Source organism: Alterinioella nitratireducens (genome assembly GCF_013155465.1).
GTDB classification, from domain to species: domain Bacteria; phylum Pseudomonadota; class Alphaproteobacteria; order Rhodobacterales; family Rhodobacteraceae; genus Alterinioella; species Alterinioella nitratireducens.
This window is the reverse complement of the sequence record NZ_JABJVX010000003.1, coordinates 295137-316435: the sequence shown is the minus strand read 5'-3', so window position 1 is coordinate 316435 and position 21299 is coordinate 295137. Positions and strand designations below refer to the sequence as shown.

23 protein-coding genes and 1 tRNA gene are annotated in these 21299 nt (G+C 66.2%); 6 read left to right on the top strand and 18 right to left on the bottom strand.

Going from position 1 to position 21299, the window contains the following annotated elements; all coding sequences use genetic code 11:
• From HNS34_RS07195 to cysG, 4 genes are read right to left on the bottom strand one after another with little or no spacing between them, the layout of a single operon-like run.
• Complete coding sequence (locus tag HNS34_RS07195) at nucleotides 1-750, bottom strand: phosphoadenylyl-sulfate reductase (protein ID WP_328700487.1); 750 nt, start codon at nucleotides 748-750, stop codon at nucleotides 1-3.
• Complete coding sequence (locus HNS34_RS07190) at nucleotides 740-2404, bottom strand: nitrite/sulfite reductase (RefSeq protein ID WP_172319364.1); 1665 nt, start codon at nucleotides 2402-2404, stop codon at nucleotides 740-742. Before HNS34_RS07190 ends, HNS34_RS07195 begins: the two co-directional genes overlap by 11 nt.
• A gap of 4 nt (nucleotides 2405-2408) precedes the next feature.
• On the bottom strand, nucleotides 2409-2708 hold the full coding sequence (locus HNS34_RS07185; protein ID WP_172319363.1) for a DUF2849 domain-containing protein: 300 nt from the start codon (nucleotides 2706-2708) through the stop codon (nucleotides 2409-2411).
• Nucleotides 2698-4098 carry a siroheme synthase CysG gene (gene cysG, locus HNS34_RS07180; protein WP_172319362.1) on the bottom strand — a complete coding sequence of 467 codons (1401 nt, stop codon included), beginning with the start codon at nucleotides 4096-4098 and terminating at the stop codon, nucleotides 2698-2700. The genes HNS34_RS07185 and cysG overlap by 11 nt, the downstream gene beginning before the upstream one ends.
• Nucleotides 4099-4236: 138 nt before the next feature.
• On the opposite strand from cysG, the gene HNS34_RS07175 reads away from it, so the two are divergent.
• Nucleotides 4237-4698, top strand: coding sequence for an Lrp/AsnC family transcriptional regulator (locus HNS34_RS07175; RefSeq protein WP_172319361.1), 462 nt, complete (start codon nucleotides 4237-4239; stop codon nucleotides 4696-4698).
• Here the strand turns inward: HNS34_RS07175 and HNS34_RS07170 are convergent.
• The 3 genes from HNS34_RS07170 to dddP all read right to left on the bottom strand — a co-directional run bounded on the left by HNS34_RS07170 (nucleotide 4695) and on the right by dddP (nucleotide 7720).
• The gene (locus tag HNS34_RS07170) at nucleotides 4695-4943 is read right to left on the bottom strand and encodes a DUF6455 family protein (RefSeq protein ID WP_172319360.1); all 249 of its coding nucleotides are present in this window, start codon (nucleotides 4941-4943) and stop codon (nucleotides 4695-4697) included. The genes HNS34_RS07175 and HNS34_RS07170 overlap by 4 nt on opposite strands.
• Nucleotides 4944-5015: 72 nt before the next feature.
• Complete coding sequence (locus HNS34_RS07165; RefSeq protein WP_172319359.1) at nucleotides 5016-6227, bottom strand: bifunctional alpha/beta hydrolase/OsmC family protein; 1212 nt, start codon at nucleotides 6225-6227, stop codon at nucleotides 5016-5018.
• A 164-nt stretch (nucleotides 6228-6391) separates the two neighbouring features.
• Nucleotides 6392-7720 (bottom strand): dimethylsulfonioproprionate lyase DddP, encoded by a 1329-nt coding sequence (gene dddP / locus HNS34_RS07160; RefSeq protein ID WP_172319358.1) that lies wholly within the window; start codon nucleotides 7718-7720, stop codon nucleotides 6392-6394.
• A 79-nt stretch (nucleotides 7721-7799) separates the two neighbouring features.
• Here dddP and HNS34_RS07155 point away from each other — a divergent pair, with 79 nt between their 5' ends.
• Nucleotides 7800-8603, top strand: a complete 804-nt coding sequence (locus HNS34_RS07155) for a heme-dependent oxidative N-demethylase family protein (RefSeq protein WP_235952648.1) — start codon at nucleotides 7800-7802, stop codon at nucleotides 8601-8603.
• Nucleotides 8600-9799, top strand: a complete 1200-nt coding sequence (locus HNS34_RS07150) for a class I SAM-dependent methyltransferase (protein ID WP_172319357.1) — start codon at nucleotides 8600-8602, stop codon at nucleotides 9797-9799. The genes HNS34_RS07155 and HNS34_RS07150 overlap by 4 nt, the downstream gene beginning before the upstream one ends.
• A 74-nt stretch (nucleotides 9800-9873) precedes the next feature.
• Here the strand turns inward: HNS34_RS07150 and HNS34_RS07145 are convergent, their stop codons facing one another.
• From HNS34_RS07145 to HNS34_RS07110, 8 genes are all read right to left on the bottom strand, one after another.
• Complete coding sequence (locus tag HNS34_RS07145; RefSeq protein ID WP_172319356.1) at nucleotides 9874-10956, bottom strand: 2'-deoxycytidine 5'-triphosphate deaminase; 1083 nt, start codon at nucleotides 10954-10956, stop codon at nucleotides 9874-9876.
• Between the two features lie 57 nt (nucleotides 10957-11013).
• A tRNA-Pro gene (locus HNS34_RS07140) sits at nucleotides 11014-11090 on the bottom strand.
• 80 nt (nucleotides 11091-11170) lie between these two features.
• Nucleotides 11171-11890, bottom strand: coding sequence for a MerR family transcriptional regulator (locus HNS34_RS07135; protein ID WP_172319355.1), 720 nt, complete (start codon nucleotides 11888-11890; stop codon nucleotides 11171-11173).
• An 8-nt stretch (nucleotides 11891-11898) separates the two neighbouring features.
• Nucleotides 11899-12201, bottom strand: coding sequence for an integration host factor subunit alpha (gene ihfA, locus HNS34_RS07130; protein WP_172319354.1), 303 nt, complete (start codon nucleotides 12199-12201; stop codon nucleotides 11899-11901).
• Nucleotides 12202-12305: 104 nt separating this feature from the next.
• A complete protein-coding gene (locus HNS34_RS07125) occupies nucleotides 12306-13295 on the bottom strand; it encodes a beta-ketoacyl-ACP synthase III (RefSeq protein WP_172319353.1) in 990 nt (329 codons plus the stop codon).
• A complete protein-coding gene (gene plsX, locus HNS34_RS07120) occupies nucleotides 13292-14383 on the bottom strand; it encodes a phosphate acyltransferase PlsX (protein WP_172319352.1) in 1092 nt (363 codons plus the stop codon). Before plsX ends, HNS34_RS07125 begins: the two co-directional genes overlap by 4 nt.
• A gap of 30 nt (nucleotides 14384-14413) precedes the next feature.
• Entirely contained in the window at nucleotides 14414-14620 is a 207-nt protein-coding gene (rpmF, locus tag HNS34_RS07115; RefSeq protein ID WP_172319351.1) for a 50S ribosomal protein L32, read from the bottom strand.
• Between the two features lie 225 nt (nucleotides 14621-14845).
• Nucleotides 14846-15436: a YceD family protein gene (locus HNS34_RS07110; protein ID WP_172319350.1), complete on the bottom strand. Its 591-nt coding sequence runs from the start codon at nucleotides 15434-15436 to the stop codon at nucleotides 14846-14848.
• Nucleotides 15437-15587: 151 nt separating this feature from the next.
• Here HNS34_RS07110 and HNS34_RS07105 point away from each other — a divergent pair, with 151 nt between their 5' ends.
• Nucleotides 15588-16049 carry an outer membrane protein assembly factor BamE gene (locus HNS34_RS07105; protein ID WP_235952647.1) on the top strand — a complete coding sequence of 154 codons (462 nt, stop codon included), beginning with the start codon at nucleotides 15588-15590 and terminating at the stop codon, nucleotides 16047-16049.
• Nucleotides 16050-16171: 122 nt separating this feature from the next.
• Nucleotides 16172-16954, top strand: a complete 783-nt coding sequence (locus HNS34_RS07100) for a GNAT family N-acetyltransferase (protein WP_235952646.1) — start codon at nucleotides 16172-16174, stop codon at nucleotides 16952-16954.
• A gap of 116 nt (nucleotides 16955-17070) precedes the next feature.
• Here the strand turns inward: HNS34_RS07100 and tyrS are convergent, their stop codons facing one another.
• On the bottom strand, nucleotides 17071-18324 hold the full coding sequence (gene tyrS / locus HNS34_RS07095; protein ID WP_172319347.1) for a tyrosine--tRNA ligase: 1254 nt from the start codon (nucleotides 18322-18324) through the stop codon (nucleotides 17071-17073).
• Between the two features lie 54 nt (nucleotides 18325-18378).
• Between tyrS and HNS34_RS07090 the strand changes: the two genes are divergently transcribed.
• Nucleotides 18379-19470, top strand: coding sequence for an anhydro-N-acetylmuramic acid kinase (locus tag HNS34_RS07090; RefSeq protein ID WP_172319346.1), 1092 nt, complete (start codon nucleotides 18379-18381; stop codon nucleotides 19468-19470).
• Here the strand turns inward: HNS34_RS07090 and HNS34_RS07085 are convergent.
• Entirely contained in the window at nucleotides 19467-19886 is a 420-nt protein-coding gene (locus HNS34_RS07085) for a cupin domain-containing protein (protein ID WP_172319460.1), read from the bottom strand. The two genes, HNS34_RS07090 and HNS34_RS07085, sit on opposite strands and share 4 nt — an antisense overlap.
• The gene (locus tag HNS34_RS07080; protein ID WP_172319345.1) at nucleotides 19883-21247 is read right to left on the bottom strand and encodes an ATP-binding protein; all 1365 of its coding nucleotides are present in this window, start codon (nucleotides 21245-21247) and stop codon (nucleotides 19883-19885) included. The genes HNS34_RS07085 and HNS34_RS07080 overlap by 4 nt, the downstream gene beginning before the upstream one ends.
• Nucleotides 21248-21299 lie beyond the last annotated feature (52 nt).

Below are 21299 nucleotides of genomic sequence, written 5' to 3'. Positions count from 1 at the left end.
TCAGGAGGCTTGTTTCAGGGGCCCACGCACCATGCGCCCGTCGATGAAATGGATGCCGCATTCTTCCTTGTCCTGCCCCTTCCAGCGGCCGGATCGGGGATCCTCGCCGGGGGCCACTTTCGCGGTGCAGGGCGCGCAGCCGATCGAGGGGTAGCCCTTCGCCACAAGCGGGTGACGCGGCAGGCGGTTGTTGATCATGTAATCGCGCACATCCTCGGGCGCCCAATGCGCCAAGGGATTGATCTTGATGCGTTTCTGGCCTTCGGTCTCGAAGAATTCCAGGCTTGCGCGGCTGCCGGACTGGAACCGTTTGCGGCCCGTGATCCAGCTGTCGAAAGGGGCGAGGGCGGCCTCCATCGGGGCCACCTTGCGCAGGCTGCAGCAGGCATCGGTATCGCGCTCATGCAAGGTGCCGTCGGGGTCGCCCGCGATGGTGGCGATCTGGCTGGCATGGATGGTGCGCACATCCGTCAGGCCCAGGTGTTGGCTCACCTCCTGCTGGTAGGTCAGCGTTTCCGCAAACAGCATATTCGTGTCCACGAACAGGACCGGCGTGGCCTTGTCGATCACCGAAACCATGTGCAAGAGCACCACAGATTCCGCCCCGAAAGACGAGACCAGCGCGATCCGCCCCAGATCGGAATCGCTGAGCGCCCGCTCCATCACCGCCGTGGCGGAATGGTGCTTGTAGCGGGCGTTGAGGCCCGCGACCCATTCTGTGAGGTCGGTGAGGGTGGCATCAAGCGGCACGTTGGGCCTCCGGATAAAGCGCCGATTTGAACGGCTCCATGCCGACGCGTTTGTAGGCGTCGAGGAAGGTCTCATTGCGGCTTTCGCGCAGGTCCAGATAGGCCTGCACGATACGCTCGATCGCGGGCACGATCTGGTCATAGGCGAAACCGGGCCCTGTCCGGGTGCCGATCACCGCATCCTCGGTGCCGTCGCCGCCAAGCGTGATCTGGTAGTTTTCCACGCCCGCGCGGTCGAGGCCGAGAATGCCGATATGACCCACGTGATGATGCCCGCAGGCATTGATGCAGCCCGAGATCTTGATCTTGAGCGGGCCGATATCATGCTCCAGCTTCAGCGCGTCGAACCGCGTCGCGATCTCCTGCGCGACGGGGATGGAACGGGCCGTCGCCAGCGCGCAGTAATCCATGCCGGGGCAGGCGATGATGTCGCTGATCAGCCCGATATTGGCGGTGGCGAGATCAGCGGATTTCAGGCGCGCGTGGATCTGCGGCAGGTGGCGCTTGTGGATATGGGGCAAGATCACGTTCTGCTCATGGGAAATGCGCAGCTCATCATGGCCGAATTCGCGCGCGATCGCGGCCAGCACCCGCATCTGGTCCGCCGTCGCATCGCCCGGTGTCGCGCCCTGTTTTTTCAGGGACACGCTGACGATGGCATAGCCCTCGGCGCGATGCGCGGTCAGGTTGGTATCGACCCAGGAGCGGAAGACCGGATCAGCCTCGTAAGCCGCATCGAAGGGCTCGGTTCCGGCGGCTTCGAACGCGGGAGGGGCGAAGTGCCTGCTGATCTCGTCCAACAGGATGCTGGTCTGCCCGGCATCGAACTGCGTCTTGCGCAGCGCGAACTCCTTCTCGACCTCCTCGCGCAGGTTCTCCAGCCCGAATTCATGCACCAGGATCTTGATGCGCGCCTTGAACTTGTTGTCGCGCCGTCCGATCACGTTCCAGACCGCGACCGTGGCCTCCAGGTAGGGCAGCAGGTCATCGAGCGTCACGAAATCGGCCAGCACCTTGCCGATCATGGGCGTGCGGCCAAGCCCGCCGCCGACCCAGACCTGATAGCCGATCTGCCCGTCACGCTCGACAATCCGCAGGGCGAGGTCATGCGCCGCCGTCACCGCGCGGTCATTGGGCGCGCCGGTGATGGCGATCTTGAACTTGCGCGGCATGAACTGGAATTCGGGGTGATCGGTGGACCATTGCCGCAGCAGCTCGGCCAGTGGACGCGGATCGGCGATCTCATCGGCTGCCGCGCCCGCGAAATGGTCGGCGGTGACGTTGCGGATGGTGTTGCCGCTGGTCTGGATGGCGTGAATACCGACCTCTGCCAGGCTGTCCAGCATGTCCGGCACGTCGCGCAGTTTCGGCCAGTTATACTGGATGTTCTGGCGCGTGGTGAAATGGCCATAGCCCTTGTCCCAGGTCTGGGCCACATGGGCCATGCGGTCCATCTGCGCTGAATTGAGCGTGCCATAGGGGATCGCCACGCGCAGCATGTAGGCGTGCAGTTGCAGGTAGAGCCCGTTCATCAGCCTGAGCGGCTTGAACTCATCCTCGGTCAGGCTGCCGTCGATCCGGCGCTCGACCTGGGCGCGAAACTGGGCATTGCGCTCTGCCAGGAACGCGTGGTCGAAGTCATTGTATTCATACATGAGTTTACAGCTCCGCCTGTTTGCCATGGGCGTAGTTGGAGGGGCCTTGGGTGCGGAACACCTCGCGGAAATGCGTGGGCGTGGGACCATGAGGCCCGCGCTTGGCATCGGCCAGATAGGCGCCGACGATCTCTGCTGCCTGCCGCTCGGCATCAAGCAGGCGGATCGTGGCATGGGCCTCGTCCTCCAGCAGTTCGGCCTCCTCGATGCGGCGGGTCCAGCGGTCATCGACGGTCAGGTAGACGACATCGCCCTCCAGCAGGTGGTTTGCGGTGACGACTTTGGGCGTGAAATTACGGGCCATGTGCAGCCTCCGGGACTTGAGGGATTTCGGCAAGGGCCGCGCGCGGGGCGAGGCCGTAGAGAAGGATGGCGGGGCCGGACATCTCGGCCCGGTCAAGGTCGGCGGCCAGCGTGGCCAGACAGGATTGCAGCACGGTCTGATCGGCGCGCGAGGCGTTTTCGACAATGGTGACGGGGGTTTGCGGCGACGCCCCGTGCATCAGCAAGCGCCCTTGCAGGAACCGCGCACCGCGCTTGGCCATGTAGATGGCAGCAGCGGTGCCGGGGCGGGCCAGCGCGGCCCAATCCTGCTCGGCGAAGCCTTTCGTGTCGTGGCCCGTCAGGATGCGCAGGCTGGAATTGCGCCCGCGCTGCGTCAGGCTCTGCCCGATGCTGGCGGCAGCGGCCGAGGCGGCGGTGAGGCCGGGGATGATGGACCAACCGACGCCTGCCGCGTCCAATGCGGTCAATTCCTCGTCCAACCGGCCATAGATCGCGGGGTCACCGGATTTCAGCCGCACGATCTGCGCGCCGGTTCTGGCGTGTCGGGTCATGAGGGCGGCGATTCTGGTCTGGTCGGTGGAGGGGCCGAAACCCTCCTTGCCGACGTCGATCAGCGTGGCCTCGCGCCGGGCAAGCTCCAGGATTTCGGGCGCGATCAGGCGGTCATGGATGATGACATCGGCCTCATCCAGCGCGCGGCGGGCCTTGAGGGTCAGCAGTTCCGGATCGCCGGGGCCTGCACCCACAAGGGCGACATGGCCTGCCCGCGGAGCCGCGTTCAGGTGCGTGTCGAGGAGCGTATTCAGCGCCTCTTCCGCCCCTTGCGGGCCGTCCTCGGCCAGCGCGCGGGGGCCGGTGGTGAAATAGTAATCGGCCCAGAAATCGCGGCGTTTGCGGCCAAAGGGCAGCGCCTCGGCAGCGCGGCGAAACCGTTTGCCGATCCGGGTCAGCGCGCCCAGCGTCACCGGCAGACGCTCCTCCAGGTCGCGCTTGATGGCGCGCGCCAGCACCGGGGCCGCGCCCTCGGTCCCGATGGCGACCGTCACCGGGTCGCGATCGACGATGGCGGGGGTGATGAACTGGCTGTCGGCAAGGTTGTCCACGATATTGACCAGCGCACCCTCGGCCCGTGCGATGGCACTGGTGCGGGCATCCTCGCGCGCATCCTCATCGGCGGCATAGAATAGGACAGCCCCGGCCACGTCACCGGGTTGAAGCGCGCGGGCCGTGAGGTTGAGGCGGTCTTCCCCGGCCCAGGTCACGATCACGGGCGCGGGGTCTGCCGTGAAGACCTCGATCCGCGCCTCGGTCTTCATCAGCAGGCGCAGCTTGGCCAGAGCGGCATCCCCGCCGCCCGACAGCACCAGCTTTTGGCCCTCCATGGCCAGAAAGATCGGGAAATGTTTCATATTAGCCTGTTCCAAGTTCCTGCCCCAAACATAGGATATTTTCCCGGTTTTTGGCCAGATGGGCTTGCTGATAAGGACATTTGTTCGCTATGGAGGGTCGAAACCCGTTCACCGTTCCATCCATGGGAAGATTGCCAAATGTCTGTTCAGATCGACGCGCTGGATCGGAAGATCCTTCAAGCCCTGCAAGCGGATGCAGGCCAATCGCTGGATGAAATTGCCAAGAAGGTGGGCTCGTCCAAGACGCCGGTGTGGACCCGGATCAAGAAAATGCGCGAGGCGGGGATCATCGGCCAGCAGACGGTGCTGCTGGATGCCGAGGCCCTGGGGCTGGAGGCGTGTTTCTTCGTCCTCATCCGCACGTCGGAACATGAGGCGGAATGGCAGCAGAAATTTCTCGCCACCCTGCAAGCGCGCCCCGAGGTGATGGAGGCGCACAGGCTGGCGGGTGATATCGACTATATCCTCAAGGTGCGCGTGGCCAATGCGCGCGCCTATGACGTGTTCTACCAGGCGCTGATTTCAGAGGTGCGCATCTACAACGTCACCGCCCTGCTCTCGATGGAGCAGATCAAGTCGACGACGATGCTGCCGATCTAGCCGCGCTTCAGCAGGTGGCCGTTACGGCAATACTCCGGTGCCGCGTCCAGTTTGTCGTTTTCATCCAACAGCTTGCGGCAGCCGTCCTGATCGGAACAGGCGGTGCAGGACAGGATCATGTTGCGGAACTGGTAGGCGCCGGTTTCGACGTCCCTGAACAGCGCGCCCTCGAGATCGACATCGAGCCGTCCGGCCATGTCCTGAACGAGGGTCGCGGAAGTATCGAGCTTGGAAAGCAGGCCCATGGCGCGGTCCTTTCTGGTTTACGCAAGGTCATGATGGGCCAGCCAGAATTGCGCGCCTTGATTTATGTCAAGTCAGTCCACCAGCTCGGTTCTGACCGCAGCGCCTGATTCGAGCGTCCGGTGGACCGGGCATTTGTTGGCGATCTCCAACAGGCGCTTGCGCTGGCTTGCGTCGAGGTCGCCCTCCAGCGTGATGCGCCGTGTGAAGGTGTCGATCTTGTCGCCGCGCCCGCTGGCATCCTGGGCGTGAACCTTGTCATGCGTCACATCGACGGACACGCCGGTCAGGGGCCAGTCCTTGCGCCGCGCATACATGCGGATCGTCATCGAGGTGCAGGCGCCAAGACCGGCGGCGAGGAACTGGTAGGGGGTAAAGCCCTGGTTGGTGCCGCCATAGGCGCGCGGCTCATCCGCGACGGCATGGTGGAAGGGGCCGGCCTGCACGTCCTGGCGGAAGCCGTCGGGGTCGGCCTCGGTCACGCGGGTCACGCCTTCAGGCGCGCCGATGGGCGGCGCGGGCGGGCGCAGGTCGATATACTTGCCGGCCCAGGCCGCGATCACCTCGGCGGCGTATTCGGCATCGTCGGGATGGCTGATCAGATGATCGGCGTCATCCAGAGTGACAAAGCTTTTCGGGTGTTTCGCGGCGGTGAAGATCCGGGTGGCATTCTCGATCCCGACCAGCGCGTCGCGGGGGGCGTGCAGCACCAGAAGCGCCCTGTGCAGGTTGGCGATGGCCGGGGCAAGCTTTTCCGCGCGGACATCCTCGACAAAGCCCTTGCCGATCGTGATCTTGCGCCCGCCAAGCATGACCTCGCTGGAGCCGTCGGCCTCGATCCGTTCCAGCGCGTCGCCGAAATTATGCGTCACATGGCCGGGGTCGAAGGGGGCGGCGATGGTGATGACGGCCTTGACACTGTCCATATCAGGGGCCGCGCGCAGCACCGCCGCGCCGCCAAGCGAATGGCCGATAATGAGGTCGGGGGCCATGTCACGCTCGGCCAGGGCGCTGGCGGCGGCGTGCAGGTCGGCGACGTTGGAGGAGAACGAGGTGTTCTCGAACTCGCCCTGCGAATGGCCGAGCCCGGTAAAATCGAACCGCAGCACCGCGATGCCCATTCCCGCCAGCCGCGCCGCGATGCGCCGGGACGCCGCGATATCCTTGCCGCAGGTGAAGCAATGCGCCATCAGCGCCGTGGCCAGGTGCGGACCGTCGGGCAGGTCCAGCCGCGCGGCCAGCTCGATGCCGTCATGGCCGGGGAAGGTGAATTTTTCGGTGGGCATGGGCCGTTCCTTGCGCGGGGGGCGGTGCCTCAAGAGAATGTGGCCGCGGCCCCCGCGCCGCAACCCCGATCACGCGGGCGTGTTGCGGCGTGGGCGGGTGGCGGAAGAATTTTGCCCGAAAACTCTTCCCGTGGCGAAAAATCTTCTAGAAGATTTTTCCGGCGTCATGCCCCCATCAGCGCCGGATCGAACGGATACCGCGTCAGGTTCTCATAGCCATCCTCGGTGATCAGCACCTGATCCTCCAGCTTGATCGAGAAATCGCCCCCCTCGGGGCTGACCAGTGCCTCGACGCACAGCGTCATACCCGGTTCCAGCACGTAATCGAACGCGCCCTTCACCGCGTGGTCGGGATAGGCCACAAGGGGCCATTCATCGCAGAGCCCGACACCGTGCATCAGGCAGCCATATTTGAGCCTCTGAAAGGGCGGCTCTAAAACATGGGTGTTTGCCGTCAATTCCTCCAGCCCGACGCCGGGTTTCAGCATCTCCATATTGGTCATGATGTGCTCATGCGCGTGGCGCATCGCGTGGATCATGTCGGGGCGCGGGGGCAGGTCGCCGATCCACCAGGTGCGCGAGATGTCGGCGCAGATGCCGTAACAGCCGATCAGGTCGGTGTCGAAGGCGAGAATCTCGTTGTTTTGCAGCACCCTTGGCCCGCATTCCTGGAACCACGGGTTGGTGCGCGGCCCGGTGGTCAGAAGGCGCGTCTCGATCCATTCGCCGCCGCGCGCGATATTGGCGCGGTGCAGCTCGGCCCAGATTTCGTCCTCGGTAAGCCCCGGCCGCGTCGCGGCTTGCATCTCGGCCATGGACGCCTCGCAGGCCAGCATGGCGCAGCGCATCGCCAGGATTTCATCGGAGCCCTTGATGGAGCGGGCCTTTTCCGTGACCTCCTCGCCGGGCATCACCTCCAGCCCCTGCGCCTCCAGCGCGCGCAGCCCGTGCAGCATCGGCTTGTCGACGGCCAGGCGGCGCAGGCCCGGCGCGTGTCGGGCCATCAGGTCGGCCACGTCGCGGGCGAAGGCATCGGCGGCCACGTCCAGCTTGTCGCCCCGGTCGAAATAGAACAGATCCGCGCCGGCCCGCACCTCGCGCACCAGCGGGTTGTGGCCCGACAGGAAGGGCGCGTTCTTGTAATCCCACAGCACCATGTAGCCATCGGGCAGAACCAGGCAGGCGCGGAACGGGTTATGCGTGTTCCAAAGCTGCATATTGGTCGAATCGGTGGCGTAGCGGATGTTGAGCGGGTCGAAGACCAGGAGGCCGCCATAGTCCCGCTCGATCAGCTTTTCGGTCAGGCGGCCAAGGCGATAGCGGCGCATCATGGGCAGGTCGGGGAGGCGCAGGCCCGCCGCCGCAAACTCGGCATAGGCCAGTGGCGTCGGCCCGATCTCCATCCGGTCATTGTCATTCAGCGTGCCATCGGGCAGATGACTGCCCTTGGACGGGTCGATCTTGCGCACGAGCGGGCGATAGGCTTCATTCATCGCGGGGCCTCCCTGGCGACAGACTGAAGGTCCGGGGGCAGGGCGCGCTTGCGGGATTGCGGCATCATGGGGGTCGAATTTGGAACATATCTGCCAGAAGAGCCTGCCGCACGCGCCGTGGATGCAGCCCGCCACGCGGCGTCTGCCGGGGATCCAGCCGCTCGACATGGCCGATTGGCTGGTGATGGATGAGGCGTTCGGCCCGCAGATGGCCCTGCGCGACCGGCTGCTGAAGGACCGCCGCGAGGAGGTCTTCGCGACAATGGGCGGCGAGGAGGCGGCCGCCGAGGAGCTTCTGGCGCTGATCCTGACCCGTCTGGGGTCGGGCTACGAGGTCGGCGCGGGGAAGGTGACGCGCCCCGATGGCGTGACGGTCGCGCGCGACTCCGATCATCCGTTGCTGGTCGCGGGGCGGCTGGTGCAGGAGGATCTCTGCGTGCTGGACCAGGCCGAGTGTGCCGATGAGCATGTCCTGACCGGGGCCGTCCTGTGCTTTCCCGCCAGTTGGAGCCTGTCCGAGAAACTGGGCCGCCCGCTGACCGCGATCCACGACCCCGTGCCGGAATACGAAGGCCACCTTGCCGCGCGCGTTCAGCGCCTCTTTGACGCGCTGCATCCCGACCGCCCGCTCTGGCGTGCCAATGCGCTGCTCTATGCCGACCCCGCCCTGCACCAGCCGCGCCGCCATGCCGACCGGCGGGTGCAGCCGAAGGGCCAATCGCCCTTCCTGCGCTCGGAACGGCAAAGCCTGCTGCGCCTGCCGGAAACCCGCGCCGTGGTGTTTTCCATTCACACCTGGGTCGTGGCCTGGGACGATCTGACCGAGGACCAGCGCGAGGGGCTTGCCGCCCATCCGATCGACAAGGTGGGGGTGGGCGCGTGAGCCTGATCGAGGACCAGTACGACGCCTATCCCTACCCGGAACGCGACCCGAAGGACGAGGCCAGGCGCCTGATCACCGGGTCGCCTTCGCATCCGCTGGAGATCGACCATTTCGTCTTTGCGGGCAAGCGTGACTGGTCGCAGCCCTTCCGCGCCTTGGTCGCGGGGGGTGGCACGGGCGACGCGCTGATCCAGATGGCGCAGATCCTGACAAGTGCCGGAAAACCCTACGAGATCACCTATCTCGACCTCTCGACCTCGGCGCGCGGGATCGCCGAGGCGCGGGCCGAGGCGCGCGGGCTGTCAGGCATCAATTTCGTTACCGGGTCGCTCCTGGAGGCAGGGGATCATGGCCCCTTCGACTATATCGACTGCTGCGGCGTGCTGCACCATCTGCCAGACCCGCAGGAAGGCTTCGACGCGCTGGCGGGCGCGCTGAAACCGCAGGGCGGCATGGGGGTCATGGTCTACGCGCCCTATGGCCGCGCGGGCGTCTATCCCTTGCAGGAGGCGTTCGGCACGCTTCTGCAAGGCCCGCCCAGGGACCGGCTGCGCGATGCCAGGGCGATCTTCCAGCGCCTGCCCGAGGGTCATCCCTTCAAACGCAACCCGCATGTCAGCGACCACAAGGCCAGCGATGCGGGGTTCTACGATCTGCTCCTGCACAGCCAGGACCGGGCGTTCACGATCCGCGATCTTTCCGACGCGTTCGAAGCGGCCGGCCTCGCGATCACCGGCCTGCCGCAGGCCCATGCCTATGACCCCGCGCCGCTTTTGCCGGATCGGCGGATGCTGGTCGGGCTGGATGAGCTGACGCGGATGGAACTGGCCGAAAAGCTGCGCGGCACGATCCGGCTGCACGTGGCCTATGCCGCACCGAAAGCAACGGCAGAGGGGCGCGTGGCCAAGCCGACGCCTGGGTCCGTGCCGCATCTCAAGGGCGTGCAACCGGCGAAACTGGCCGCTGCCATCGCCAAGGAGGGCGTGCTGCCGATCAACCTGGGCGATGAGAAGATCGAGGTGCCGGTCTCCGCCGCTGCCGCCGGTCTTTTGCGGCACATCAACGGGCGCAGGACATTGGCCGAGATCGCGCAGGCCGAACGGCTGGACCCGATCGCGTTCTCGGCATTGTGGAACGGGGTGTCCGAGGTGCTCTGCCGCTACGGGCTGCTGTTCTACTCGACGCTTTTGCGCTGACGCCGCCCGAATGTTTTTCCGGAAAAATTTTCGGGCTGGAAATTTCTTGAAGCAAGAAATTTCGGCCTCCGGCGTCAGGACCGGAAATGCTTGGAGAGTTTCAGCCCCTGGCCCTGGTAATTCGACGCCAGATCCGCCCCATAGAGCGTGCGGGGCAGGGCGGCCATGCGTTCATAGACCAGGCGGCCCACCACCTGCCCGTGTTCCAGCACGAAGGGCGCCTCGTGGCAGCGCACCTCAAGCACCCCGCGCGCAGGCACGCCGTGGCCGAAACCGGGGTCGAAGAAGCCAGCGTAATGCACCCGGAACTCGCCCACCATGGCCAGGTAGGGCGCCATCTCGGCGGCGCAATCGGGCGGGATCGTCACCGCCTCCTGGCTGACCAGGATGTAGAAGGCACCGGGGTCGAGGATGATGCGGCCTTCCGTCGTTTCCAGCCGCTCCCAGAACTCGGCCGGTGCGTAATGCCCGATATTGTCGAGGTCGATCACGCCCGTATGCGGCTTGGCGCGGAAGCCTACGAGGCCACCGGGGCCGGGGCTGAGATCGACGGAAAAGCCGAGCCCGTCGCTGATCACCGCCTCGCCCGAGACCAGCGGCGTTTCGGCATGGCGGGCCTTCAACTCGGCATCGCTGAGCACGGCCTGCCCGTCGCGGAACCGGATCTGGTTCAGGCGCATTCCGGGGCGCACGAGCACGGAAAAGCTGCGCGGGCAGATCTCGGCGTAAAGACGACCCTCATAGCCTGCCGGGATGCGGTCGAACTCGGTGCCGCGATCGGTGATGGTGCGGGTCAGCAGATCCAGCCTGCCGGTGGAGCTCTTCGCGTTCGCCACCGCGCTGATTGTGCCGGGCAAGGCCAGGCCCTCCATCAACGGCACCAGGTAGACGCAGCCTTTTTCCAGCACCGCGCCATGCGTCAGGTCCACCTCGTGCATGGTGAACTCGGCCAGCCGGTCGGCGACCGTGTTCCCTGCCCCGGCCAGGAAGGACGCGCGCACGCGGTAGGCCTGCGTGCCAAGCCTCAGGTCGAGGCTGGCGGGTTGCACCTGGGTCTCGGCATAGGGGCGGTCGGGCCGGATCTGGCCCGATTGTGTCATCGCCTCGATGGCGTGGTCGGGCAGGACGCCGCGTTGGGGCAGATCAGGGGCCATCATATGCTCCAAGGACGCGAAAACCGCCCGCGCCGGTCAGGGCAGGGGCGGTTTTCAGGTTGGTCGGGCTAGCAGGACTCGAACCTGCGACCTTCCGTCCCCCAGACGGACGCGCTACCAGGCTGCGCCATAGCCCGACTGCGTGCGGTTCTAGCGAATTTGCCGCGCGGTGCAAGCAGGAAAGGGAGGGATTTTTCGACAAGGGACCGGTTTCGCCCTAACCGACGCGGCTGCGGGCGGTGAGCCGGTCGGCCAAAGCCTCCAGCCGGGCGAGATGCGGGGCGAGGGCGGCGGATTGCTCTGGGTCGAGCGGCCCGGCCTGGGTGATCAGGGTGTGCAGGACGGTGAGCGGGGTTGGGGAGTCGGGAGGGCTGTCAGTGGCGGGGTCGGGCTGTGCGGTGATCTCGATGGGGGCGGCGGGTTCCGGTTCGGGCGCCTCTTCCGGGGCCGGTTCGGGGCTCTGCGAGTCCTCCTCCGGCCCTGCCGCGTGGTCCTCCGGCGCGGCCTCGGTTTCCGTGGGGCCCTCACCTTCGGCGCGCTCCTCGGGCTGCGCCTCCTCGCCCGCCATCGCGGTCACGTCGAAGAAGCCGCTGGCGGGCGCATCCGCCTCGACCGGCTCCGTGCTTTCGGCCTCGACCAGATCGCCCTGCAAATCGTCGTCCAGCGCGGGCGAGAGGTCCGAGACATGGGCCACGCCTTCCTCGCGGATCAGCTTCTGCACGCCGCGAATGGTCAGGCCCTGGTCGTGCAGCAAATGCTTGATGCCGCCCACCAGCCGCATGTCGGCGGGGCGGTAATAGCGCCTGCCACCGGCGCGTTTCACGGGTTTGATCTGGCTGAACTTGCTTTCCCAGAACCGCAGCACATGGGCCTCGACCTCAAGCCAGTCGGCAACTTCGCGGATGGTGCGGAACGCCTGGGGCGATTTCGACGCCATCGCCCCGTCTACCGTTTGTTGCCCGAGGCGACACGGTCCTTCATCAGGTGCGAGGGGCGGAAGGTCAGCACCCGGCGCGGCGGAATCGGGGCCTCTTCGCCCGTTTTCGGGTTGCGGCCCACCCGCGCGGTCTTGGAGCGGACGGAAAACGTGCCGAAGGAGGATATCTTGACCTGTTCGTCATCGACCAGGCTGTCGGACATCAGTTCCAGCACCCTTTCGACCAGTTGCGCGCTTTCGTTGCGCGACAGACCGACCTCGCGGAACACCGCTTCGCTCAGGTCCATTCGTGTCAGTGTCTTACCGGCCATGTCACTTGATCCCCCGCAGTTTCACGCGCATCCTGCGCCTTGCAGTTTCCCAAGTCAATATCAAGGGCTTGGCGGGCAGAGTTTCGGCGGCGCGTGAACGCCGACTACCAGCGCAGAACCGCCGCACCCCAGGCAAGCCCGCCGCCGATCGCCTCGGCGACCAGCACATCGCCGCGCTTGATCTTTCCGCTGGCGACACCGACCGACAGCGCCAGCGGGATAGACGCGGCAGAGGTGTTGCCGTGATCCTGAACCGTGACGATGACCCGGTCCATGCCGACGCCCATCTTCTGCGCGGTGCGGCTGATGATGCGCAGATTGGCCTGGTGGGGCACGATCCAATCGACATCGTCGGCGCCCAGGCCCGCCCGCTCCAGCGCGGTTTCGGCGGTCTTGGCCAGTTTCTCGACCGCGTGGCGGAAGACCTCGCGGCCCTCCATGCGCAAGACGCCGGTGCTCTGCGTCTTCGACACGCCGCCATCGACATAGAGCAGGTCGCGGAACTGGCCGTCGGAATTGAGGTCGACCGAGAGGATGCCGCGATCCCCGGACCCGCCCGCGCCGTCCTGCGCTTCGAGAATCAGCGCGCCGGCCCCGTCGCCGAAAAGGACCGAGGTGGTGCGGTCATTCCAGTCCATGATGCGGCTGAAGGTCTCGGCCCCGATCACCAACACGCGTTTGGCCTGGCCGCACTGGATATAGGCATTGGCCGAAGACAGCGCGTAGATGAAGCCCGCGCAGACCGCCTGCACGTCGAAGGCGAAGCCATGCGTCATGCCAAGCCCGTGCTGGATCATGGTGGCGACGGAAGGGAAAGTCAGGTCGGCGGTCGAGGTGGCAACGATCAGCGCGTCGATATCGGCCCCGGTCAGCCCGGCATCGGCCAGCGCGGCCTCCGCGGCCTTGATACCAAGGTCCGATGTGGTCTGACCCTCGGCTGCGAAATGGCGGCGTTCGATGCCGCTGCGGCTGCGGATCCATTCATCGCTGGTGTCGATGGTCTTCTCGAACTCGGCGTTCTCGACGACACGCTCGGGCAGGTAATGGCCGACGCCGATGGCGACCGCGCGGCGCGTATGTCCCTGAGCATTCATTCGTCGCGATCCCCGTCTTCCGTGGTCAATGCCCGTTCCGATGCCGCGATGCGCGCGGCCAGCCGGTCGTTGAACCCGGCTGCGGACAATTGCGCGGCCAGCTTGATTCCCGCCGACACGCCCATCCCGTCCGACGCACCATGCGATTTCACCACCGTGCCGTTCAAGCCCAGAAACAATCCGCCATTGACCTGGCGCGGGTCGATCCGCGTGGACATGTGCCGCAAGGGCTTCATCGCCAGCGCCGCGCCGAGCCTGGACATCCACGAGCTGCGGAACGCGTCCTCCAGCAATTCGCGCACCAGCCGCGCGATGCCCTCGCCGGTCTTGAGCGCGACATTGCCGGTAAACCCGTCGGTGACGATCACATCGACCCGGTCCGACGGCATGTCGCCGCCCTCGACAAAGCCGACATAGTCGAACTGCCCGACAGGTGCCGCCCGCGCGATGGCCTGCGCGGCCAGCTTCAGCTCGGCCCGGCCCTTGAATTCCTCGGTGCCGACATTGAGAAGCCCGACCCGCGGGCGCGCAACGCCCAGGCCGTTGCGGGCATAGCTCGCCCCCATCAGCGCATATTGCAGCAGGTCGTTTTCATCGGCGCGGATATCGGCGCCCGCATCCAGCATGACGTTGAAACCGCCGGGATTGCGCGAGGGCCAGAGGCAGGCGATGGCGGGGCGGTTCACGCCCTCGATCTTGCGCAGGCGCAGCATCGACATCGCCATCAGCGCGCCGGTATTGCCGCAGGAGATCACGGCAGACGCCTCGCCGCTGCGCACCGATTCGATGGCCGACCACATCGAGGTGTCGCGCCCCGAGCGCATCACCTGGCTCGGCTTGTCATCCATCGAGACGATCTTGTCGGCATGGAATACCGTGCAACGATCCGCGAGGCCCGGATTGCCCCCGATCAGCGGGGTCAGCCTGGCCTCGTCGCCATGCACGATGAAGCGCGCGGAGGGCAGGGCGCTCGCAGCAATGGCAATGCCGTCGACAACCGCCGACGGCCCCTTGTCACCGCCCATGGCGTCGATTGACAGCACCGTCTCGGACGCGTCCGCGCCGGTCGATTGTGCTGTGTCCGCCATACCTGTCCTGCCTTGCGCGCGCCCGCCGCCCTAGGCCGCGTCGTCGTCGAGGTCGATCTCGCCGGCCTGTGCGATCACTTCGCGATCCGCGTACTGGCCGCAGGAGGGGCAGACGTGATGCGGGCGCTTGAGCTCGCCGCAGGAGGGGCATTCATTGGGGTTGGCCGCAACCAGGGCGTCATGCGACCGGCGCATGTTACGACGCGAGCGGGTTACTTTATTCTGTGGGACAGCCATGTCTCAACCTCGGGTCTGATGGGGCTGACCTTGCATTCAAGCGGCCCCGGAAAGTGGTGTCATCGGTTCGGTTCTCGGCCTCGCCTAACGCTTGAAATCCGGCTCGGCAACCCTAATTCGGGCCCTCTCCGGGCGCACCCGTTGGTGCTGCATTCTCACGCGGCGAATGAGGCCGGGAACATAGAGGGATTCTCTGCCCATGCAAGCCCTAATGCGCGCAGGTCGTCAGGCCCCGTCTTCGCCCTCGTCCTCCTCGGGCTTGTCCTTGCCCGCCAGGTGGTCGCGCAACCCGGCCAGCCCCGCGAAGGGGCGCGCGTCCTCGTCCTGCATCGGCGTCACACCCGGCGCGGCATAGACGGCATCGCCCAGGTCCGCGCCCTCGCTGCGCGGATGCAGCGGCAGGTTCAGCGCCAGCGCCTCGATCATCACGGCGGCCGGGTCGATGACGTTCCCGAGCGGCTCGATCGTGTCATCCGCGGGCATCTCGGCCTCGCCCTCTTCGTCGGGCACCGCCTCGGGCGGCTCCTGCATGAAGCGGCGGGTGACGGGCAGATCCAGCCGCGTCGTCACCGGCGCCAGCGTCACCACGCAGTCCTGCACCACGGTGGCGCCCAATTGCCCCTCCAGCAGCCAGTCGCGGTTGTCATCGGCCAGGATCTCGCCCGCGAAGCGCAGCTTGCGCAGCCCGCGGATATCCAGATCGGCGGCAATCGCGGCGCAGGCGGCGGCGTCGGGCGCCAGATCGAACGGGTTCGGCGCGCGGCTGCGCAGGCGGGCGACCGGGATCGGCTGCTTGGGAAGATCGTCTGTCGACATCGAGAACCTCTTCGCGTTCAACTTGGCGGACGCGGAACTTGCCCTGTCCGTTCTGGTCAGGTAAGCCGATAGAAAGCTTTGCCGGGCCTTGCAAGAGCCCGCAGGATATTCGGGGCACGCTGGACAGATGGCGCGAAAGAGGGCCGGGCAGATGAGAACGCATCCCAAAGGCAGGAGGGTCGCCCTGGCGCTTGCGCTGGCCGTCGGTCTCGCGGCCTGCACGCCCACCTTTGTCAATCACGGCTACACGCCCCCCGCCGATGAACTGGCCCAGATCACGCCGGGTTCCGACACCCGCGAGAGCGTGGCAGAACTGGTCGGCCAGCCCACGGCTTCGGGCATCATCTCGGGCGATACCTGGTATTACGTCGCCTCGCGGCAGCGCTTCTACACCTATAACCGTCCCGAGGTGATCGAACGCGACATCGTCGCCATCACCTTCGACGGCCAGGGCCGGGTGCAGAACATCCGCGAGTTGGGTCTGGAAGATGGCGAGGTCGTCCGCCTGTCGCGCCGCGTGACCGAATCGAATATCCAGGAAGTCACCTTCATGCGGCAACTGCTCGGCAATTTTGGCCGCATCAACCTGTCCGATACGCTGAACAACCTGTAGCGCCCAAGCCACGGGCGTGATCGCCATTTCAACCCGAAATGCCCTTGTTGGCGGCCCGTCATGGCTCCATTGTCGGGTGCGAGAGACCCCCCGCGCCACGGGGCAGGGGACGGGAGGCAGGTTTGGCCGGCGATCCGCGCGACATATCCACGGGGCACCTGGGCCGCTACCGCGCGCGCGCGGCGACGGGCGCGCGCGATCTGGACCGGGCGCAGGCCTTGCGCAAACTGGCCTTTCGCGGCGGCATGGTCCCCGATCGTGACCGGTTCGACGATCTTTGCCAGCATATCGTGATCGAGGAGGCGGCGACCGGCGCGCTGGTCTGCTGTTTCCGGCTGCTGTCCTTGGCGGGCGGGCCGGACATCGCCAAGAGCTACTCGGCGCAATTCTACGATCTTTCGGGGCTGGCCCGACGCAGAGGCCCGATGCTGGAGCTTGGCCGCTTCTGCCTGCACCCCGACCACCCGGACCCCGACATCCTGCGCGTGGCCTGGGGGCGGCTTGCGGCCCTTGTCGACGCGGGCGGGGTCGAGATGCTGTTCGGCTGCTCATCGTTTTCCGGCACTGACCCCGCGGCACATGGCGATGCGCTGGCGCTGCTGCGCGACCGCTACCTCGCGCCGCCCGACTGGCGGCCGGGGGTAAGATCACAGGAGACACTCGATCTCCTGACGGCCCCGCCGCGACAGCCCGATCCGCGCCACGCGCTGGCGCGGATGCCCTCGCTCCTGCGCAGCTACCTGATGATGGGCGGACGGGTCAGCGACCACGCAGTTATCGACCGCGACCTCGGCACGCTGCATGTCTTTACCGGGCTGGAGATTGCCGCCATCCCCCCCGCCCGCGCCGCACGTCTGCGCCAGATGGCGGGGGAACTTAACACTCCCCTACACCCGCCGCGTTAACCTTAACGCGCGCGCCGTTCACCATGACGCCCCCGCCCACCTTCTTTGTTCCGGAAAATATCCCCGCCGGAGGCTCCTGCCCGCGCAATCGGGCGCAACGCTTGCAAACCGGGCCCTTACCCCTGCAGCACTACCAAGGCGTGACGCTTCTTACCCGCGCTCAGCTTGATCGGCGCGGCCAGGTCACCTGCAAGGACGATCAGCCCGGCATCGGTCAGCGGCGCATCGTTCAGCCGCGCGCCGTTCTCGGAGATCAGCCGCTTGGCCTCCTTCCCCGATTTCGCAAGGCCCGCGCGGGTGATCAGTTGCACAACGGAGATCCCGTCGCCAATGTCCGCTGCCGTCAGGGTCAGCGTCGGCAAATCGTCCCCCATGCCGCCCTTCTCGAACACTTCGCGCGCGGTCGCTGCCGCCGCCTCGGCCGCCGCCGCGCCGTGCAGGAGGCCCGTGACCTCGTTGGCCAGCACGATCTTGGCCTCGTTGATCTCGGAGCCCGCAAGAGCGCCCAAGCGGTCGCATTCCTCGACCGGCAGCTCGGTATAGAGCTTGAGGAACCGGCCCACATCGGCATCGGTGGTGTTGCGCCAGAACTGCCAGAACTCGTACGGGCTGCGCATCTCCGCGTTGAGCCAGATCGCGCCATCGGCGGTCTTGCCCATCTTCTTGCCGTCGGACGTGGTCAGCAGCGGCGTGGTCATGCCGAAGATCTCCTGGTCCAGCACCCGGCGCGTCAGGTCGATCCCGTTGACGATATTGCCCCATTGGTCCGAGCCGCCGAATTGCACCAGGCAGCCATAGCGCCGGTTCAGCTCAAGGAAATCATAGGCTTGCAGGATCATGTAGTTGAATTCCAGGAAGCTGAGCGATTGCTCCCGATCCAGCCGCGACTTGACGCTCTCGAAGGACAGCATCCGGTTGACGCTGAAATGTCGGCCAATGTCGCGCAGGAAATCGAGGTAGTTGAGATCGGCCAGCCATTCGTCATTGTTGAGCATCAGCGCATCGGTCGTCCCGTCGCCATAGGTCACGTAATTGGCAAAGACCGATTTGATCCCGGCAATGTTCTCGTCGATCTGGTCTGGCGTCAGCAGGGGGCGTTCATCGGCGCGGAAGGACGGATCGCCCACCTTGGTGGTGCCGCCGCCCATCAGGGTGATCGGCTTGTGGCCCGTCTTCTGCAACCAGCGCAGGGTCATGATCTGGATCAGGCTGCCGACATGCAGCGATTTCGCCGTCGCGTCGAACCCGATATAACCCGGCACCACCTGCCTGCTCAGCGCCTCGTCGAAGCCCTGGTAATCGGTGCAATCGGCGAGAAAGCCGCGCTCCATCATCACGCGTATGAAGTCCGATTTGGGGTGGTAGGTCATGAGGCATCCGTCCATTCTGTCAGCAAGGGGCGTGATACCGGGAAGGGTGACGCGATGGAAGGGCCGATATGGGTTGCGGGCGCGATGTCGGGCACCTCGCTGGACGGGGTCGATGCGGCGCTGATCCAGACCGACGGGCAGAGGATTTTCGCCTTTGGCGAAACGCGCTACCGGGCCTATTCGGCCCAGGAGCGCGCGGTGCTGCGCGCGGGCCTCGGGCAATGGCACGGGCAGGCGGGCGTGGCAGATGCCGCCGAGGTGGTCGAGACCGCCCATGCCGCGGTGCTGTCGCGGTTTGCGAAGGCCGAAATGGTCGGCTTTCACGGCCAGACCCTCGCGCATGAGCCGCGCGGGCGCGGCACCCATCAGGCGGGCGACGGGCAGGTGCTGGCCGATGTGCTTGGCAAGCCGGTGATGTGGGATTTCCGCAGCGCCGATGTCGAGCTTGGCGGTGAGGGCGCGCCGCTGGCCCCGTTCTACCATTTCGCCTGCGCCAAGTGGATCAAGGCCGGTGCGCCGGTCGTTTTCCTCAACCTCGGCGGCGTCGGCAACCTGACCTGGGTGGACCCGTCCGCGCCGGGGCCGGAGACCCAAGGCGCGCTGATGGCCTTCGACACCGGGCCGGCCAATGCGCCGCTGGATGACCTGATCGCGGCACGAACGGGAGGGGCGCGCGATGAGGGGGGCGCGCTGGCGCTGTCGGGCCGCGCGGATGAGGCGATCGTCAGACCTGCGCTGACCCGTCCGTTCATGTCAAGAATGCCGCCAAAGTCTCTGGACCGGAACGATTTTTCAGATCTGGCCGACCTGGTCTCCGACCTCTACACCGAGGATGCCGCCGCCACGCTGGTGGCAATCAGCGCCGAGGCCGTGGCGCAGGGCCTCCAGTATTGCCCCTCGGCGCCCACCCGTATCCTGGTCACCGGCGGCGGTCGGCACAATGCGGCGATGATGGCGGCGCTGGCCGAGCGCACGGGATGCGTCGTGGACCCGGTCGAGGCCGTCGGGCTGGATGGCGACATGCTGGAGGCACAGGCCTTCGCTTTCCTCGCCGTCCGCGTCGCGCGCGGCATGGCGACCTCGGGTCCATCCACCACTGGCGTCTCCGCGCTGGTCGGCGGCGGGGTGCTGAGCAAACCCCGTTAGCGGGGGATGTTGAAACCGGGTGCGGCCAATGTGAAGCCCTCGAAGCGGAACCCCGGCGAGACGACGCAACTGACCAGCGTCCAGTCGCCCGTGCTGCGCGCGGCCTGGCAGTGATGGGCGGGCACCACGATCTGCGGCGCGCCCCGGTCCAGGTCCGGCGTCAGCAGGTGATCGGTTGCAGGGCCGTCCGCATCCGGGCTGATCGACAGGACCAGCGGCGCACCGGCGTGGTAGAGCCAGATCTCGGCCGCATCCACCCTGTGCCAATGGCTGACCTCGCCCGCCTTCAGCAGGAACTGGATGCAGGTGGCCGACGGTCTGCCATCCCCGGTCCCGGCGGCCCAGGTCTGGCGGTAATGCCCGCCCTCGGGATGCGGCGCGAGGTCGAGCCTTGCGATGATCTGGTCTGCGGTCATGGGCATGCCCCCTCCTGATCGTCGTCCTCTGGCGTCTGCGACGGCAGCCAGAAGGCGAATGTCGCGCCCTGGCCCGGCGTACTGGTCAATTCCAGCGCGCCGCCCGATTGTTCCACGAACCCCTTGGCCATGGACAGGCCGAGGCCCGAGCCCTTGCCCACCTGCTTGGTGGTGAAGAACGGCTCTGTCACCGTGCCAAGATCCTCGGGCGCGATGCCGGGGCCGGTATCGGTGACCGAGATACGGGCATAGACCCCCGGCGACAGCCTGACACCGCCAAACTCCCGCGCGTGGCGGGTCTGGATCCGGTCGAGGCCGATGGTGACGATGCCGTTATCCTCCATCGCGTCACGGGCGTTGATGACCAGGTTGAGCAGGGCGTTTTCAAGCTGATGGACATCCACCGTCACGCTTTGCGGCGGGTCCGCAAGCTCCAGTTGCAGGGTCACGGAATCGGGTAGAACCCGCGTGGTCATCGCGGTGAAATTCTCCAGCAGGCGCGCGGGGTTGACCGGCCTGGGGTCGAGCCGCGCCTTGTGCGAGAAAGCCAGCAATTGAGAGGTCAGCGTGGCGGCGCGCAGGGCGGCCTGGCGCGCCTCATCGGCCAGCATGTCCTTCTCGGACGGGTCCGAGACCTCTTGGTAGAGGTCGAGATTGCCGATCATCACCGTCAGCAAATTGTTGAAATCATGCGCAATGCCGCCGGTCAACTGGCCCACCGCCTCCATCTTCTGGGCCTGGACGTGACGTTTCTCGGCCTGTTTCAGTGCCCGTTGTGCGGTCAGGTTCTCTTGCAGCGAGATCAGGAAATAGGCGACCAGCAACACGGAAAACAACATGCTCAGCGCCATCGTGACCGTGCCCTCGGCGTGGCGTGCCAAGTCATAGCCGAAATAGAGCGCAATGGCCGAGATCAGAAGACCGTCCCAGATCACGATGCGGCGCAGGCCGGAATAGCGCGTCACGCTGTAGATCACCATGCCCGCAAGGAGCGAGACGGCGGCGAATTTCAGAACCTGGCTTTCAAACTGCCAGAGATAGACGGGCAGGGTCGCGAACCACAGGGTGGTGACGAAGTTCAGGCCGGTTGCCAGCCATTCCTCGGCGCGGCTGGCAGGCGCGCGGCGGGTGGCGAGGAAGGCGATGTTGACGGTCTCGGCCAGCATGTAGACCAGCAGCCAGTAGACCGCGAGGGCCATGTCCAGCCAGATTGCGGCGCTGATGCAGAAGATGGCCAGCAGCACAAAGCGCGCGGCGATCTCCAGCACCGGCTTCACGTCGGTGGCGACCATCAACGAGATGATCTCCCACGGGGTGGATCGGGGGTCGGGGTCGGCGCGGTTCGAAAAAGGGTGTTTCAAGGGAGCCGCGCCTGCCGTTGTCGGGCCGCCGTGGCGGCCCCTTCGCAACAAG

What these genes read in the sequence shown, in the direction of transcription:
- rpmF (WP_172319351.1), bottom strand. Translation starts at nt 14,620, where the DNA reads ATGGCTGTCCCACAGAATAAAGTAACCCGCTCGCGTCGTAACATGCGC.
- HNS34_RS07085 (WP_172319460.1), bottom strand. Translation starts at nt 19,886, where the DNA reads ATGACCGCAGACCAGATCATCGCAAGGCTCGACCTCGCGCCGCATCCC.
- HNS34_RS07165 (WP_172319359.1), bottom strand. Translation starts at nt 6,227, where the DNA reads ATGCCCACCGAAAAATTCACCTTCCCCGGCCATGACGGCATCGAGCTG.
- HNS34_RS07190 (WP_172319364.1), bottom strand. Translation starts at nt 2,404, where the DNA reads ATGTATGAATACAATGACTTCGACCACGCGTTCCTGGCAGAGCGCAAT.
- cysG (WP_172319362.1), bottom strand. Translation starts at nt 4,098, where the DNA reads ATGAAACATTTCCCGATCTTTCTGGCCATGGAGGGCCAAAAGCTGGTG.
- plsX (WP_172319352.1), bottom strand. Translation starts at nt 14,383, where the DNA reads ATGGCGGACACAGCACAATCGACCGGCGCGGACGCGTCCGAGACGGTG.
- HNS34_RS07090 (WP_172319346.1), top strand. Translation starts at nt 18,379, where the DNA reads ATGGAAGGGCCGATATGGGTTGCGGGCGCGATGTCGGGCACCTCGCTG.
- HNS34_RS07135 (WP_172319355.1), bottom strand. Translation starts at nt 11,890, where the DNA reads ATGGCGTCGAAATCGCCCCAGGCGTTCCGCACCATCCGCGAAGTTGCC.
- HNS34_RS07185 (WP_172319363.1), bottom strand. Translation starts at nt 2,708, where the DNA reads ATGGCCCGTAATTTCACGCCCAAAGTCGTCACCGCAAACCACCTGCTG.
- ihfA (WP_172319354.1), bottom strand. Translation starts at nt 12,201, where the DNA reads ATGGCCGGTAAGACACTGACACGAATGGACCTGAGCGAAGCGGTGTTC.
- HNS34_RS07175 (WP_172319361.1), top strand. Translation starts at nt 4,237, where the DNA reads ATGTCTGTTCAGATCGACGCGCTGGATCGGAAGATCCTTCAAGCCCTG.
- HNS34_RS07125 (WP_172319353.1), bottom strand. Translation starts at nt 13,295, where the DNA reads ATGAATGCTCAGGGACATACGCGCCGCGCGGTCGCCATCGGCGTCGGC.
- HNS34_RS07110 (WP_172319350.1), bottom strand. Translation starts at nt 15,436, where the DNA reads ATGTCGACAGACGATCTTCCCAAGCAGCCGATCCCGGTCGCCCGCCTG.
- tyrS (WP_172319347.1), bottom strand. Translation starts at nt 18,324, where the DNA reads ATGACCTACCACCCCAAATCGGACTTCATACGCGTGATGATGGAGCGC.
- HNS34_RS07105 (WP_235952647.1), top strand. Translation starts at nt 15,588, where the DNA reads ATGAGAACGCATCCCAAAGGCAGGAGGGTCGCCCTGGCGCTTGCGCTG.
- dddP (WP_172319358.1), bottom strand. Translation starts at nt 7,720, where the DNA reads ATGAATGAAGCCTATCGCCCGCTCGTGCGCAAGATCGACCCGTCCAAG.
- HNS34_RS07145 (WP_172319356.1), bottom strand. Translation starts at nt 10,956, where the DNA reads ATGATGGCCCCTGATCTGCCCCAACGCGGCGTCCTGCCCGACCACGCC.
- HNS34_RS07170 (WP_172319360.1), bottom strand. Translation starts at nt 4,943, where the DNA reads ATGGGCCTGCTTTCCAAGCTCGATACTTCCGCGACCCTCGTTCAGGAC.